The sequence below is a fragment of the Jiangella rhizosphaerae genome, from assembly GCF_003579925.1.
Classification (GTDB): Bacteria; Actinomycetota; Actinomycetes; order Jiangellales; family Jiangellaceae; genus Jiangella; species Jiangella rhizosphaerae.
The window spans coordinates 72,626-87,581 of the sequence record NZ_QUAL01000054.1; the positions used below are offsets into that span (position 1 = coordinate 72,626).

The 14,956-nt window shown below is 71.8% G+C and carries 13 protein-coding genes; 7 read left to right on the forward strand and 6 right to left on the reverse strand.

From position 1 onward, the window contains the following. Positions 1 to 21: 21 nt before the first annotated feature. Positions 22 to 726: a phosphatase PAP2 family protein gene (locus tag DY240_RS07000; protein ID WP_233552635.1), complete on the reverse strand. Its 705-nt coding sequence runs from the start codon at positions 724 to 726 to the stop codon at positions 22 to 24. Positions 727 to 826: 100 nt separating this feature from the next. Between DY240_RS07000 and cysS the strand changes: the two genes are divergently transcribed. From cysS to DY240_RS07020, 4 genes are all read left to right on the forward strand, one after another. Next, on the forward strand, positions 827 to 2,275 hold the full coding sequence (gene cysS / locus DY240_RS07005) for a cysteine--tRNA ligase (RefSeq protein WP_119659231.1): 1,449 nt from the start codon (positions 827 to 829) through the stop codon (positions 2,273 to 2,275). After that, positions 2,275 to 3,258, forward strand: coding sequence for a 23S rRNA (guanosine(2251)-2'-O)-methyltransferase RlmB (gene rlmB / locus DY240_RS07010; protein ID WP_119659232.1), 984 nt, complete (start codon positions 2,275 to 2,277; stop codon positions 3,256 to 3,258). Before cysS ends, rlmB begins: the two co-directional genes overlap by 1 nt. Positions 3,259 to 3,329: 71 nt before the next feature. Beyond that, entirely contained in the window at positions 3,330 to 4,478 is a 1,149-nt protein-coding gene (locus DY240_RS07015) for an acyl-CoA dehydrogenase family protein (protein WP_233552636.1), read from the forward strand. Beyond that, positions 4,475 to 5,281 (forward strand): TrmH family RNA methyltransferase, encoded by an 807-nt coding sequence (locus DY240_RS07020; RefSeq protein ID WP_119659233.1) that lies wholly within the window; start codon positions 4,475 to 4,477, stop codon positions 5,279 to 5,281. Before DY240_RS07015 ends, DY240_RS07020 begins: the two co-directional genes overlap by 4 nt. On the opposite strand, the gene DY240_RS07025 is transcribed toward DY240_RS07020, so the two are convergent. Beyond that, positions 5,254 to 6,018, reverse strand: a complete 765-nt coding sequence (locus tag DY240_RS07025) for a hypothetical protein (protein ID WP_119659234.1) — start codon at positions 6,016 to 6,018, stop codon at positions 5,254 to 5,256. The genes DY240_RS07020 and DY240_RS07025 overlap by 28 nt on opposite strands. A 685-nt stretch (positions 6,019 to 6,703) precedes the next feature. Beyond that, positions 6,704 to 8,284: an MFS transporter gene (locus DY240_RS07030; RefSeq protein WP_233552637.1), complete on the reverse strand. Its 1,581-nt coding sequence runs from the start codon at positions 8,282 to 8,284 to the stop codon at positions 6,704 to 6,706. A 135-nt stretch (positions 8,285 to 8,419) separates the two neighbouring features. Here DY240_RS07030 and DY240_RS07035 point away from each other — a divergent pair, with 135 nt between their 5' ends. Continuing rightward, positions 8,420 to 8,800: a YciI family protein gene (locus tag DY240_RS07035; protein WP_119659261.1), complete on the forward strand. Its 381-nt coding sequence runs from the start codon at positions 8,420 to 8,422 to the stop codon at positions 8,798 to 8,800. A 69-nt stretch (positions 8,801 to 8,869) separates the two neighbouring features. Here DY240_RS07035 and DY240_RS32745 read toward each other — a convergent pair whose 3' ends face one another. From DY240_RS32745 to DY240_RS07050, 3 genes are all read right to left on the reverse strand, one after another. Then, positions 8,870 to 10,276, reverse strand: coding sequence for an LPXTG cell wall anchor domain-containing protein (locus tag DY240_RS32745; protein WP_199700990.1), 1,407 nt, complete (start codon positions 10,274 to 10,276; stop codon positions 8,870 to 8,872). A gap of 62 nt (positions 10,277 to 10,338) precedes the next feature. Then, on the reverse strand, positions 10,339 to 11,607 hold the full coding sequence (locus tag DY240_RS07045; protein ID WP_119659235.1) for a DUF4032 domain-containing protein: 1,269 nt from the start codon (positions 11,605 to 11,607) through the stop codon (positions 10,339 to 10,341). Positions 11,608 to 11,651: 44 nt separating this feature from the next. Then, positions 11,652 to 12,773: an ABC transporter ATP-binding protein gene (locus tag DY240_RS07050; protein WP_119659236.1), complete on the reverse strand. Its 1,122-nt coding sequence runs from the start codon at positions 12,771 to 12,773 to the stop codon at positions 11,652 to 11,654. A gap of 278 nt (positions 12,774 to 13,051) precedes the next feature. On the opposite strand from DY240_RS07050, the gene DY240_RS07055 reads away from it, so the two are divergent. Continuing rightward, positions 13,052 to 14,092 carry a LacI family DNA-binding transcriptional regulator gene (locus DY240_RS07055; RefSeq protein ID WP_199700991.1) on the forward strand — a complete coding sequence of 347 codons (1,041 nt, stop codon included), beginning with the start codon at positions 13,052 to 13,054 and terminating at the stop codon, positions 14,090 to 14,092. A gap of 85 nt (positions 14,093 to 14,177) precedes the next feature. Beyond that, positions 14,178 to 14,618: a CBS domain-containing protein gene (locus DY240_RS07060; protein ID WP_119659238.1), complete on the forward strand. Its 441-nt coding sequence runs from the start codon at positions 14,178 to 14,180 to the stop codon at positions 14,616 to 14,618. The last annotated feature ends 338 nt before the right edge of the window (positions 14,619 to 14,956 follow it).

A 14,956-nucleotide genomic window follows, 5' to 3' on the forward strand; every position in this document is an offset into this window, starting at 1 on the left:
CCGCCCTGGAGGAGCGCGGGCTCATTCCCGGCGGAGCGGCCGGCGCAGCGGCGGCGCCTTGAGCACCGTCACCGAGATGCTCAGCGCCAGCAGCCCCAGCGCGATGCCGCCGGGGATGTCGCTGAGCCAGTGGTAGTCGAGGGCGGTCATGAGGAACCCGGTGACCATGACCCCGGCGCCGGCCACCCAGAGGTAGCGACGCAGCCGGACCGGGTCGGGCTTCAGCCCCTGTGCCCCGAACAGCACGATGACCAGCAGGAACCAGGTGAGCGTCGCGTTGGCGGTGTGTCCGGACGGGAACGCCTGGCCGACGCCGTGCAGCACGTCCTGGCCGCTGGCCGGCGGTGTGCGGCCCAGCCCGAACTTGATCCAGTACCCGATGAACAGCACCGTCGCCAACCCGGACGCGATGGCGACGAGCACCCGGATGCGGCGCTGCTTGTAGGCCACGAACAGGCCGACCGCGGCGATGATGGGCAACGTGTAGAGCCGCTGGCCGCCGAGGCTGGCCAGGGCGTCGAGCAGGCCCTTCGTGACGCCCTCGGGCTGGCGGGCGTCGACGTGGACGTGGAAGTCCCAGTCCCACGCGATGAACCAGCCGCGCTCGACCACCTGCCACGTCATGAGGCCCAGCAGCGCGGCGCTGACCAGACCGGCGATCGTCGACGGAGCCCACCACGGCCATTCACGCCGGGTGGACACTCGGGTCGGTACGTCGTCGGTCACCATGGTCACTGTTCATTGTTCCCCATCGAACCGGCGATGTGGGAACGGCGACGTCGCCGCGGCGGCGGTGGGAGCGGCTCGGAGTGGCTACCCTTGTCCGGTGAGTCTTCGCCTGTACGACACTGCCAGCAGTGAGATCCGCGACTTCGTCCCGGTGGTTCCGGGCAAGGTCGGGATCTACCACTGTGGGCTGACCGTGCAGGGACCCCCGCACATCGGCCACATCCGCAAGGAAGTGGTCTTCGACGTGCTGCGGCGCTGGTTCGAGCACAACGGGTACGAGGTCACCATCGTGGCCAACGTCACCGACATCGACGACAAGATCCTCACCAAGTCCGCCGAGTCGGGCCGCCCGTGGTGGGCGTGGGCCTATGAGAACGAGCGTGCGCTCGACGCCGCCTACGAGGTGCTCGGCTGCCTGCCGGCCACCTACCAGCCGCGCGCCACGGGACACATCCCCGAGATGGTCGAGCTGATGCAGCAGCTCATCGAGCGCGGGCACGCCTACGTGGCCGAGGACGGCTCCGGCGACGTCTACTTCGACGTGCGGTCCTGGCCGTCGTACGGCGAGTTGTCGGGTCAGAAGGTCGACGAGATGGAGGCGGCCGCCGACGCCGACCCGCGCGGCAAGCGCGACCCTCGCGACTTCGCGCTGTGGAAGGGCCACAAGCCCGGCGAGCCGGAGACGGCGTCGTGGTCCACGCCGTTCGGCCGCGGCCGGCCCGGCTGGCATCTGGAGTGCTCGGCCATGGCCGGCAAGTACCTCGGCGACGAGTTCGACATCCACGGTGGCGGCATCGACCTTCGCTTCCCGCACCACGAGAACGAGCTCGCCCAGTCCCGAGCCGCCGGGCGCCCGTTCGTCCGCACGTGGATGCACAACGGCTGGGTCACCACCGCCGGCGAGAAGATGAGCAAGTCGCTGGGCAACTCGCTGCTGGTGGCCGACGTCGTGCAGCGGATCCGCCCGATCGAGCTGCGCTACTACCTCGCCGCGCCGCACTACCGCAGCCACGTCGAGTTCTCCGAGGAGGCGATGGCCGAGGCGGCCGCGGCGTTCCGGCGCATCGAGGGCTACGTGGTGCGGGCGTCCGAGGTCACCACCAACGTCCAACCCGCCGCCGACGTCCCCGCGGCGTTCCGGGCGGCCATGGACGACGACCTCTCCGTGCCGCAGGCGCTGGCCGTGCTGTTCGACACCGTCCGCGAGGGCAACACCCTGCTCACGTCCGGCGAGCGGGTCGAGCTGCGGTCCAACCTCGCGTCGGTGCGGGCCATGCTCGGCGTCCTGGGCCTCGACCCGTTCGCCGAGCCCTGGCTGGGCCTGGGGACGGTCGGCAGCGGCGGCGACCGCCTGCGCGGCGCCGTCGACGTCCTGGTCCAGACGGTGCTCGAGCAGCGCCAGCAGGCCCGCGAGAACCGCGACTACGCCGCCGCCGACGCCCTGCGCGACCGCCTCAAGGCGGCCGGCATCGTCGTCGAGGACAACCCCGACGGCACCCGTTGGCAACTGGCCGACGAGCCCGGCGATCTCGGAGGCAACGACTGATGGCGGGCAACTCCCAGCGCCGCGGCGCCATGCGCAAGACCGGCACGAAGAAGGGCATGGTCGTCGGCTCCGGCGGCCAGCGGCGCAAGGCGCTCAAGGGCAAGGGCCCGACGCCCAAGGCCGAGGACCGTACCGGGCACCCCGCCGCACGGAAGGCCGCCGCGGCCCGCAAGGCGGCTGAGAAGGCCAGCGCGGCTCGTCGCGACGGTGGTGGCTCCGGGCGGCCCGGCGCCGCCGAGACCGTCGCGGGCCGCAACGCCGTCGTCGAGGCGCTGCGGGCGAACGTGCCGGTCAAGGCGCTTTACGTGGCCGAGCGCATCGACAGCGACGACCGCGTCCGCGAGGTCCTGAAGATCGCCGCCGAGCGGAGCCTGCCGCTGCTCGAGGCGCCCCGCTCGGAGCTCGACCGCATCACCGCCGGCGCGGTGCACCAGGGGCTCGCGCTGACGCTGCCGCCCTACGAGTACGCCGACCCCGCCGACCTCGTCTCGGCGGCGTTCGAGGCGGGCGAGGTGCCGCTGATCGTCGCGCTCGACGGTGTCACCGATCCGCGCAACCTGGGCGCCGTCGTCCGCTCGGCCGCCGCGTTCGGCGCCCACGGCGTCGTCGTCCCCGAGCGGCGCAGCGCCGGCATGACGGCCGGCGCATGGAAGACCTCCGCGGGCGCGGCCGCCCGGCTGCCGGTCGCGAAGGCGACCAACCTCGCCCGGGCCCTGCGGGCCTACCAGGAGGCCGGACTGTTCGTTATAGGGCTCGACGGCGCCGGCGACACCGACATCGCGGCCGCCCGCGCCCTGGACCAGCCACTGTGTCTGGTGGTCGGGTCCGAGGGAGCCGGCATGTCGCGCATCGTCACCGAGACCTGCGACCTCGTCGTGCGCATCCCCATCGTGAGCGGCGTCGAGTCGCTCAACGCGGGTGTCGCGGCCGGTGTCGCGCTCTACGAGGTCACCCGGGCCAGAAACGTCACCCGGCCGGGGTAGGCTACCCCGATCACTGACGTCGTGGTCCGGGCGATCCTCGGGCACGGCGCCGACCGCGGAGGTATCCGGACGTGTCCGTGGAGCGCATGCTGCCCACGCCCGAGGCCGAAGACCTGATCGGCCTGGTTCGCGACATCGCCGAGCGCGAGCTGCGCCCGCGCGCTGCGGCCGCGGAGGAGGCGGGCGAGTACCCCCGCGACCTCGTCCGCATGCTGGGGCGCATCGGCCTGCTGGGCCTGCCGTACGAAGAGACCTACGGCGGCGGGGCCCAGCCCTACGAGGTCTACCTCCAGGTCCTGGAGGAACTGGCCGAGCGCTGGGCCACCGTGGCGCTGACCGTGAGCGTCCACTCGCTGTCGTGCTGGCCGCTGGCCACCCACGGCACCGTCGAGCAGCGCAAGCGCTGGCTGCCCGACCTCATCGGTGGTGAGCAGCTGGGCGCGTACTGCCTGTCCGAGCCGCACGCCGGCTCCGACGCCGCCGCGCTGAGCACCCGGGCGGTGCGCGACGGCGACAGCTACGTGCTCACCGGCACCAAGGCGTGGATCACCCACGGCGGCATCGCCGACTTCTACACGATCTTCGCCCGCACCTCTGACAACGGCTCGCGGGGCATCTCGTGCTTCCTCGTGCCGGCCGACACCCCGGGACTCTCGTTCGGCGCGCCCGAGAAGAAGATGGGCCTCACCGCGTCCCCCACCACCATCGTCAACCTCGACGGCGCTCGGGTGCCGGTCGAGCGGCGCATCGGCCGCGAGGGCGACGGCTTCGGCATCGCGCTCGAAGCGCTGAACTCCGGCCGGCTCGGCGTCGCCGCCATCGCGACCGGCCTGGGCCAGGCGGCATTGCGGGCGGCGGTCGGCTACGCGCGCGAGCGCGAGCAGTTCGGCCAGCCGATCATCGACCACCAGGGCCTCGGGTTCCTGCTCGCCGACATGGCGGCGGCGGTCGAGAGCGCGCGTGCCCTGTACGTCGTCGCGGCCCGGCGCCGCGATGCGTCACAGCCGTTCCGGCACCAGGCCAGCGTGGCGAAGCTGGTGGCCACCGACAACGCCATGCGAGTGGCGACGGACGCCGTCCAGGTGCTCGGCGGCGCCGGATACACCCGCGACCACCCGGTCGAGCGCTACTTCCGCGAGGCCAAGGTCATGCAGATCTTCGAGGGCACCAACCAGATCCAGCGGCTGGTCATCTCGCGCGAGCTCCGGTCGTCCGGGTGAAGGCGGTCGAACGGCGCAACGCGACGTTCCAGCAGTGGCAGGCGCTGCTGACGAACCGGTCCAAGCGTCAGTCGAGCGGCCGGCTGCTCGTCCAGGGCGTGCGCCCCATCTCGCTGGCCGCCGCTGCCGGCGTGCCGTTCGTCTCGTTGCTCTTCGACGGCCGGCCGCGGCCGTCGTCGTGGGCGGCCGAGCTGATGGCGTCCGGGCTCGCGCCGGTCGTGCGTGTGGCGCCGGAGCTGCTGGCCGAGCTGGGCGAGCGTGCCGACGGCGCTCCCGAGCTGCTGGCGGTCGTCGAGCACCCCGGCGACGACGACGTCGCACGGCTGCCGTCGGCGGCCGACGCGCTGGTCGTCGTGTTCGACCGGCCGGTCAGCCCCGGCAACGTCGGCTCGCTGGTGCGCTCCGCCGACGCGCTGGGCGCGCACGCCGTCGTGGTGACCGGGCACGCGGCGGACCCCTGGGACCCGCAGGCCGTCCGGGCCAGCACCGGCTCGATCTTCACCATCCCGGTGCTGCGACTGCCCGGACCCGGTCCGGTGCTGGAGTGGGCGGCCGGGCGCGCGCCGGTGATCGGCACCGACGAGTCGGGCACGGTCGACCTCGCCGACGCACCGCTGGCCGGCCCCGCCGTCGTCGTGATCGGCAACGAGACCGCCGGCATGAGCCGGGCCTGGCGCGACGGCTGCGACATCGTCGCGCGCATCCCGATGACCGGCGGCGCCAGCTCCCTCAACGCGGCCGCCGCCGGCGCCGTCGTCCTCTACGAGGCGCTACGTCAGCGGTCCGCGCGGCCGTCGTCGTAGGCCAGGGCCATCCCGCGCTCGTTCCAGCTCACCCGTACGGCCGTCAGCACCCCGAGCAGGACGATCACCACGCCGGCCATCTCCGCCGCCTCCTCGACGGCCATCGCCAGGTGCCGCCACAGGTACCGGGCGCCGGCGTCGACGAGCAGGACGTTCAGCACCTCCATGCCGAGGGCGCCCGCGATCGAGGTGGCCAGCCCGGCGACGACGATGAGGCGGGCGCGCCGCGGGACGGCACGGAACGCCGGGACGAGGACGACGAGCGACGCCACCAGGATCGCGGCCGCCGGAATCGTCCAGCCGAGCCGCGCCAGCAGCGAGCCGGTCTCGAACACAGCGGCCGCCCACTCGGCCCCGCGCTCGTGCAGCGAGACGATCTCGTCGAGCGACAGCAGCCCGAGGACGGCCGCCAGCACCGCCCACGCCCGTGCGGCGCCGCCCTCACCCGCGCCACGAGCCAGCCGCGCGGCGACGAGCGCGGCCGCGCAGCAGGCGACCAGCAGCGCCGAGGTCCACCAGCTCGCGAGCGAGCGCTCGTGGCCGCCGTTCAGCAGCGCCAGGACGTCGGCCAGGACGCCACCCTCAGGGCGGGTGCGCATGCGCACGACGACGGCCAGGAGATGCAGCGCCATGACGACGGCACAGCCGAGCAGCAGCGCCCGGCCGATCGCGTACCGGACATCGTCCCGCGCGAACGGGGAGGCGATGCGCCGCTGGCGATCGACGGGGGCCGTCATGAACGCACGGTAACAGGCAGGTGTACGGATTCCCGGCCTTCTGTGCGGTGGCGGGTGCCGTCCCGTTGATGCGTGGGGCCCGTCCCCCTGCTGCCCGATTGTCTTGGCCGCGGGCGCGCGCCTCAAGCGGACTATGGGGGCGCTTCGCGCCGGCGATGACCGCTTGACCCGCGCGCACGCGGCGAAGAACGGGCAGCTATCAGGGGGACGGGGGAAGAGCGGCGACGGGCCCACGGGGGCGTCGGCCCCGTTTCGGTGTGGCGTTGGTGTCGTTGGGCGTCCATCTGGTGAGATTTCACCGTGAGCCGGGGGTCATCACGAGGATTACCCCAGCGTCAACACGCCTACAGGCATGGTGAAGCTCACGGAATCCTCGTGATGTAGGCGATCGCCGATGATCATCGCCGTCCACAGTCCGACAAATCGGGTGAAACGGGCAGGACAAGCGTGAGGCGTGCCCAGATCCTCCCCGTCCCCCTGATAGCTGCCCGTTCTTCGCCGCGGACGGGCGAGTCAAGCGGTCATCGTCGCGCGAAGCGCCAATAGTCCGCTTGACGCGGTCGTTCGCGGCAAGACAATCGGGCAGCAGGGGGACGGGGAGCCCCAACCAACGCAGTAGGGGACACGCGAGAGCCGGGACCGGTCGGGTGGACCGGCCCCGGCTCTCGGGACAGCGCTCGAGGGGTCAGGCGGCGACAGGCTCCAGCTCGGCGTCGGTGACGTCGGGCGTCTCGGGCGCGGGGGTGGCCGGCTGGAAGCGGCGGAAGAGCACGACCCCGACCACCGCGAAGGCGATCATCGCGACCGAGCCGATGCTCGCCACCGTGTTCAGGCCGGTCATGAAGGCCTCGCGAGCGGCCTCCAGCAGCGGCGCCGCGACGTCACCGGGCAGCTGGGCGGCGGCCACGGAGGCACCGGCCAGCGAGTCCTGCGCGGCGGCGGTCAGCTCGGCCGGGGTGCCGTCGGGGATGGTCAGCTCGGAGCGGTAGACCGCGGTGCCCAGGCTGCCCAGGGCGGCGATGCCGAACGCGATGCCGAACTCGCCGCTGGTCTCGGAGACCGAGGCGGCGGAGCCGGCCTTCTCCGGCGGGGCGGAGCTGACGACGATGTCGGCGGTCAGGGCGGCGCCCGGGCCGAGGCCCACGGTGGCGACGATCAGGCCGCCGACGATCAGGCCGAGGCCGCCGGTGGCGCCCGCCTGGGTCATCACGAGCAGGCCGATTCCCGCGAGGGCCATTCCGCCGCCGATCACCCAGCCGGCACCGACCCGCTGGCTGAGCGCCGGGCCGAACATCGTCCCGCCGATCATCGCCACCGACGGCGGCACCAGCCACAGCCCGGCCTGCAGGGGGGACAGACCCTCGACCAGCTGCAGGTACTGGCTGACGAAGAGGAAGATGCCGCCCATCGCGAAGCCGCCGACGGAGAAGATGCCCAGAGCGGAGGTGAAGCGCTTGTTCTGGAACAGCCGCAGGTCCAGCAGCGGGTCGGTCAGGCGCAGCTGCCGGCGGGCGAACGCCACGCCCACGGCGACACCGACGACGATGGCGACGATTGCGGTGACGCTGACGCCGTCCTTCGCCAGATCCTTCAGGCCGTAGATGGCCGGCAGGATGGTGCCGAGCGACAGGCCCACGCTGACGAGGTCGAGCCGGCCGGCGTCGGGGTTGCGGTGCTCGGGCAGCAGGATCGGGCCGGTGGCCAGCAGTAGGACCATGACCGGCACGCCCAGCAGGAACACCGAGCCCCACCAGAACGCCTCCAGCAGCACCCCGCCGATGGCCGGGCCGAGCGCCGTCCCGCCCATGAAGCAGCTCATCCAGACCGCGATCGCGACGCCGCGCTGCTTCGGGTCCTTGAACATGTTGGTGATGAGGCCCAGCGTCGACGGCATCAGCGTCGCGCCGGCGATGCCCAGGGCCGTCCGGGTGGCGATCAGCATCTCCGCGCTGGTGGCCCAGGCCGCCGCCACCGAGGCCGCGGCGAAGAAGACCGCACCGATCATCAGGAGCTTGCGCCGGCCGATCCGGTCGCCCAGGGTGCCCATGGTGATGAGGAACCCGGCCACCATGAAGCCGTAGATGTCGGTGATCCAGAGCAGCTGGGTGCTGGTCGGCTGCAGGTCGGCCGCCAGGTGCGGCAGAGCCAGGTAGAGCACGCTCATGTCGAGTGCGAGCAGCAGGGTGGGCAGGGCCAGAACGGCCAGGCCGATCCACTCGCGCTTGCCGGCTCGCTCCACGGGAGCCGAGGTGTCGATGGTCGTCACGGTGATCCCTCTCTCAGGTTCTTCTCGATCGCGCTGTCACCCGATACGTCGCGGTCGCGGAACGGATTTCGACATCAGCCGCGGATCGGTGTGATGTGACCTGGGTCACATCGAATTCGTGAGAGGGTGGACCCCGTGAAGTACCTGCTGCTCATCTACAACAACCCCGCCGCCGGGCCCGACCTCGACCCCGAGGCCCGCCTGCAGGGTCACGTGACGCTGTTCAAGGAGCTGAACGAGACCAAGACGGTGCTCAGCTCGGCCGCGCTCGGCGACACCGGCGTGCGGACGGTGCGCACCGCCGCGCACGGCGGCGCGCCCGCCGTCACCGACGGCCCGTTCCTGGAGGCCAAGGAGCTGCTCGCCGGCTACTACCTGGTCGACTGCGAGACGCCCGAGGAGGCGGCGGCCATCGCGGCCCGCATTCCGTGCGGCGCGGGCGGGGCGGTCGAGATCCGCCCGGTGAACGAGGCGGTCACCGACGCCGTCCGCGGCGACGCGCCGTACCGGATCTGACGACGTCACCAACGCGAGCGAGGGGTGGGCGGCCGCGCGGCCGCCCACCCCTCGTCATGCCGTCGTGCGTTACGCGACCGTGCCGCGGCGGTAGCGGTACAGCAGCGCCGCGCCGGCCATCAGGGCCGCACCCAGCGCCACCAGGAGGCCGGTGCTGCCGGCGCCGGTGTCGGGCAGGTCGTCGTCGGAGGTGGGCGACGGCGACGGCGTCGGGTCCGTGGTCGGCTCCGCCGTCGGGCTCTCGGACGGCTCGTCCGTCGGCTCGTCGGTCGGCTCATCCGTGGGCTCGTCGGTCGGCTCATCCGTCGGTTCGTCGGTGGGCTCGTCGGTCGGTTCGTCGGTGGGCTCGTCCGTCGGCTCGTCGGTCGGGGTCGGCGTCGGAGTGGGCGTCTCGCAGTCGATCGGAGCGACCAGGTCGATGCCCTTGTGGACGAGGTCCTGCGGCGGGACGCCGTCGGCCCGGCTGGCGTGCACCACGTCGACCGGCACCCGGCCGCACTCGGCGGCACCGTCGTCGACGGCGTGCTTGTCGGGCGTCGACGCGATGCCCGGGCCCTCGACCCAGACGCCGTCGATGGTCACCGGCGCCCACGGGTGCTCGGCGAGGTTCTCGGTGCCCAGGAACGTCAGCGTGGTGCGGCCGGCGTCGTTGTTGTGGGCGATGACGAACGACTCGAGCTCGTCGGAGTACTGCCAGTCGGCCGAGAACGCGTTCGCCACGGAGAAGGCGCGGGAGTTCTCCGGCGAGATCGGCTGCCAGCCGTCGGCGGTGAACACCTCGGTACCGGTGGCGAACGTCGGGTCGGCCGAGCGCCACGCGAACTGGCCGGCGCCGTTGCTGGCCAGCGCGCCGGCGCCGGTGGTGTCGGTGAAGATCAGGTAGAACTTCCCGTCGAGGTAGACCGCGCTGGGCTGGCCCGCGCCGTAATCGTTGCCGGTGTCCTGCTGGTTCGCCGGCGTGATGATCGGCTGGTCGACCATGCGCTCCCAGCTGAGGCCGTCGGAGCTGCGGGCCACGCCGATCGTCGTGACGCCGTCGTTCACGGCAGCGCCGTAGTACATGTAGTAGGTGCCGTCGACCTTGACGACCGACGGGTCGCAGGTGTGCTGCCCGTCGAAGCTTCCGTCGCCGCGGCCCTCGAAGACGATGAGCGGGTCGCCGCCGCCCGGCGCGGTGAACGGCCCGTCGAGGCTCGGCGACTCCGCGTACAGGATGTCGTCGCCGGGCACGGCGCCCTGCGGGTCCTGTGCGCAGTACCACATGCGGTAGACGCCGTTCTCGGCGATGATCGTCGGCGCGTATTCGTAGGCAGCGTCGCCGCCGGTCAGCGGTGCGGAGTTGGGCCGGTGGTTCTCGGTCGTGAGCGGCTGGTCCTGTGCGCTCGCCGGTGCCGCCGCGGCGAGCACGAGAGCGGCGCCGGAGGCCGCGGCCGCGAGTGCGACGACACCGCGGGTACGTATGGTGTGGTGCCTCATCCAATTCCCCATGTTCATGTGCCCGCGCGCAGCACCCTAACAGGCCGCGCTGACCGCTGGGGTTACTGGAGGTCGTTCCAGGTGATGCGGAACGGTTGCGTGGTGTCGGCCTCGGCGCTGGTGCCGCCGAGGATGGCCAGCTCGTCGGGCTTGTGCCGCAGCACGGTGTCGACGTAGTCGCGCGCGGCCTCCTCGAGCCCGACGTCGCGGCCGAGGTTCTCGGAGAGGTACCAGCGGTGCTCGAGCACCTCGTGGAAGATCTCCGGGCCTTCGAGCTTGCCACGCAGGTCGCGCGGGATGGCCCGCAGCACCGGCTCGTAGCTGTCGAGCACCCAGGCGTTGGCGACGATCTCCTCGTCCTCGCCCTGCTGCTCGGTGACGGCGGCGTAGGTGTCGAGGTCGTTGAGCAGCCGGCGGGCCTGGTTCTCCTGTGCGTCGATGCCGGTGAGGCGCAGCAGCCGGCGCGAGTGGTGCCCGGGGTCGACGACCTTCGGCTGGACGCGGATGGTGCGGCCGCCGATGTCGGTGACGATGTCCAGCTCGTCGACGTCGAAGCCCAGGTCGTTGAGGCGGTCGACCCGGCGGGCGATGCGCCAGCGCTCGTTGACGTCGAACGCCTCCCACTCGGTCAGCTCGCTCCAGAGCGCTTCGTACCGCTCGACCACCTGGTCGCTGACGGCGATCGGGTCGACGCTCTCGTCGAGCTGGCCGGCGGCGAGGAGATCCATCATCTCGCCGGCGATGTTCGTGCGGGCGGTGTCGAGGTCGTGCGCGCGCTGGCCGTCGCTGAGCGAGTTGTGCAGCTCGCCGGTCTCGGCGTCGACGAGGTATGCGGCGAACGCGCCGGCGTCGCGGCGGAACAGCGTGTTGGACAGCGAGCAGTCGCCCCAGTAGAAGCCGGTGAGGTGCAGCCGGGCGATGAGGACGACGAGGGCGTCGATGAGGCGGTCGACGGTGTCGCGGCGCATCATGCGCGCGAACAGGGCCCGGTACGGCAGCGAGAACTGCAGGTGCCGGGTGACGAGGACGGAGTCGAGCGGCTCGCCGCCGGGGGCCTCGCGCCCGCTGACGACGCCGACGGCCTGGACCGCGGGGACGTCGAGCCGGGCGAGGTCGCGCAGCATCTGGTACTCGCGGTCGGCGAACGGCTTGACGATCTCTTTCAGCGCGTAGACGTTGCGGCCGAGCCGGGTGAAACGGACGACGTGCCGCGAGATGCCGCGGGGGAGCGCGACCAGGTACCACTCAGGCCACTGCTCCAGGGGCATGTCCCAGGGCAGGTCGAGGAGCGCCTGCTGCTCGCGCGGTGCGGCGAGGATCCGAAGCTCCATGGAGACATTGTCTCGCACGGAGCTCCGGACCCTCGTCCGGTCGATCAGGGCTCGAGACGCTCGCCGGTCTTGACGGAGAAGAAGTGCTCGCTGCCCGGGCGGATGGAGAAGTTGATCTTCTCGCCCTTCTGCGGGGCGTTGCGCGGCTCGACGCGGGCGATGACCTGGTCGCTGCGCAGGCGGTCGGCCTGCTCGTCGGCGGCCGGCCCGGCCGGGCGGCCGTACACGTACGCGTCGGAACCGAGCTCCTCGACGACGTCGACGAGCACCGGGATGCCGCCCTTCTCCTCGGCCGACGCCGGGATGAGCGCCTCGGGCCGGAAGCCCAGCGTGACGGTGCTGGAGCCCTCGGCCGCGACCTTGGAGGAGATCGACGCCGGGATGGCGACGTCGGCGTCACCCAGGGTGGCGCGGCCGTCCTTGACGTCGAACGTCGCGATGTTCATGGCCGGCGAGCCGATGAACCCGGCGACGAAGACGTTGGCCGGCTTGTCGTACAGGCCCAGCGGGCTGTCGACCTGCTGCAGCAGGCCGGCGTTGAGCACCGCGACGCGGTCGCCCATGGTCATGGCCTCGACCTGGTCGTGGGTGACGTAGACGGTGGTGATGCCGAGCCGGCGCTGCAGCGAGGCGATCTGCGTGCGGGTGGAGACGCGCAGCTTGGCGTCGAGGTTCGACAGCGGCTCGTCCATGAGGAACACCTGCGGCTCGCGGACGATGGCCCGGCCCATGGCGACACGCTGACGCTGACCACCGGAGAGCGCCTTCGGCTTGCGGTCGAGGTACTCGGTGAGGTCGAGCAGCTTGGCGGCCTCGCCGACCCGGCGGCGGATCTCGTCCTTCGGGGTGCCGGCGATCTTCAGGGCGAAGCCCATGTTGTCGGCCACCGACATGTGCGGGTACAGCGCGTAGTTCTGGAAGACCATCGCGATGTCGCGGTCCTTGGGCGGCATGTGGGTGACGTCGCGGTCGCCGATGCGGATGGCGCCGCCGTCGACCTCTTCGAGGCCGGCCAGCATGCGGAGGCTGGTGGACTTGCCGCAGCCGGAGGGACCGACGAGAACGAGGAACTCCCCGTCCTCGATGGCGAGATCGAGAGCGTCGACCGCCGGCTTGTCGGTTCCCGGGTAGATCCGGGTGGCCTTGTCGAACGTGACCGTAGCCATCGTTGCTTCCCTTCACCGGCAGGTACGTGCCGGACGATCCGTAGTGAAGTGGACGGGGTATGAAGTTGTCCCGCGAGTTACTGCCAGGTTGCGGGTGTTACGAGACACTATATGGCGGCACCCGATACGTCACCCGGGCGTGACGTAGGTCACGCCGGTGTGCTCGTGGCCGCTGGCCGGGGCGGCCCGCGCGGTACCGTCCGTCGATGGAGGGCGCCGGAGGTGCAGCGGAGCCAGTGAGCCGACGTGCCTGGCCCGACACGCAGAAGGGTGGAACGGTGACCGTGCGGCTCAGCGACGTCGCCTCGCATGCCGGGGTCAGTGAGGCGACGGTCAGCCGGGTGCTCAACGCCAAGCCGGGCGTGGCGGCGCAGACCCGGCAGGCGGTGCTGGCGGCGCTCGACGTCCTCGGCTACGAGCGGCCGAGCCGGCTGCGCTCGACCAGCGCCGGGCTCATCGGGCTGATCGTGCCCGAGCTGGAGAACCCCGTGTTCCCCGCGTTCGTGCAGGTCATCGAGACCATCCTGGCGCAGCGCGAGTACACGCCGCTGCTGTGCACCCAGACGCCCGGTGGCGTCACGGAGGACGAGTACGTCGAGATGCTGGTCGACCGCGGCGTCGCCGGAATCCTGTTCGTCTCCGGACTGCACGCCGACAGCACGGCCAGCCCGGCGCGCTACCACCGGCTGCGTGAGCTGGGGCTGCCGATCGTCCTGGTCAACGGGTTCGTGCCCGGGCTGGGTGTGCCGTTCGTGTCGACCGACGACGTCGCGGCGGCCGAGCTCGCGGTACAGCACCTCGCCTCGCTCGGCCACCGCCGCATCGGCCTGGCCATCGGGCCGCGCCGGTTCGTCCCGGCGGCCCGCAAGATCGACGGGTTCAGCCGGGCGCTGCGCGGCGTGCCCGGCGCACCCGACCCGGACGGGCTGGTCGCGACGTCGTTCTTCACGGTCGAGGGCGGCCGGGCGTGCGCGGAGCAGCTGCTCGACGCCGGCTGCACGGCCATCGTCTGCGGCTCGGACCTCATGGCGCTGGGCGCCGTCCGGGCGGTCCGGCAGCGCGGTCTCACGGTGCCCGGCGACGTGTCCGTCATCGGCTACGACGACTCCCCGCTCATCCCGTTCACCGACCCGCCGCTGACGACCGTCCGGCAGGCGGTCCCGGCCATGGCGTCGGCGGCCGTCCAGGCGCTGCTGGAGCAGATCGCCGGTGTGCCCGCGGACCCGTCGGAACTGCTGTTCACCCCCGAGCTGGTGGTGCGCGGGTCGACCGGCGCCGCGCCGCTTGGGGGCGGACAATCCGGGGTAAAGCACCCCTGACTGGCCAGAAGCCTTTCCGGATCGTCGCGAACGCCGTACGGTTCAAAGGCACCAGGAGTACTCCGAGCCGGCGAGGAGGCCCCCGATGCGCATCTCCGACATCATCCGGACCAAGGGCAAGGCCGTCGTGACGGTGCCCCCAGACACCGACGTCCGTTCCCTGCTCACCGTTCTGGCCGAGAACCGCATCGGTGCGGTGGTGGTGTCCGGCGACGGCACCGCGATCGAGGGCATCGTCTCCGAGCGCGACATCGTCCGGGCACTGGCCGCGCGCGGCGCCGCCGTCCTCTCCGAGCCGGTCTCGGCGATCATGACGTCCGACGTCCAGACGTGCGCGCCGCACCAGCACGTCGACGAGCTGGCCGCGGCCATGACGCTGGGCCGGTTCCGGCACATGCCGGTGGTCACCGACGGCGGCGGGCTCGACGGCATCGTCAGCATCGGCGACGTCGTGAAGATCCGCATCACCGAGCTCGAGGTCGAGCGCGACTCCCTTTCGTCCTACATCCGCACCGCCGCCACCTGACGGCGCATTCCGGCGGTGCGCCGGACTCGTCGTCATAGGACCCATCCCGCCCTCCACCGATCGGCCGATCTTTCCCGGCCTTTACCGGCAAATCGGTCAGCGTGTTCCCAGGTCCGGGCGCGTCGGCATGCACGACAAGTCGATGTCTGGAAGTCTTTGCCCGGCCGACTTTTGCGCGTGATCGTCATGCGTTGTGAACAGCCGCGCATTCTCGGACGTGGTGGTTTTCGAGCCGCCACTTCCGATTGTGGGGACCGCCTGAAATCAAACCCGCAGTCGGAATGGTCACATGCCCTCGTGACCGACGTCGGAGGGCCCGGTGCTCCCTCCTGGGGTGC

Bases quoted from the DNA above. Each gene is read 5' to 3' on its own strand.
- DY240_RS32745 (WP_199700990.1), bottom strand. From the start codon at position 10,276: ATGAGGCACCACACCATACGTACCCGCGGTGTCGTCGCACTCGCGGCC.
- rlmB (WP_119659232.1), top strand. From the start codon at position 2,275: ATGGCGGGCAACTCCCAGCGCCGCGGCGCCATGCGCAAGACCGGCACG.
- DY240_RS07050 (WP_119659236.1), bottom strand. From the start codon at position 12,773: ATGGCTACGGTCACGTTCGACAAGGCCACCCGGATCTACCCGGGAACC.
- DY240_RS07025 (WP_119659234.1), bottom strand. From the start codon at position 6,018: ATGACGGCCCCCGTCGATCGCCAGCGGCGCATCGCCTCCCCGTTCGCG.
- DY240_RS07060 (WP_119659238.1), top strand. From the start codon at position 14,178: ATGCGCATCTCCGACATCATCCGGACCAAGGGCAAGGCCGTCGTGACG.
- DY240_RS07045 (WP_119659235.1), bottom strand. From the start codon at position 11,607: ATGGAGCTTCGGATCCTCGCCGCACCGCGCGAGCAGCAGGCGCTCCTC.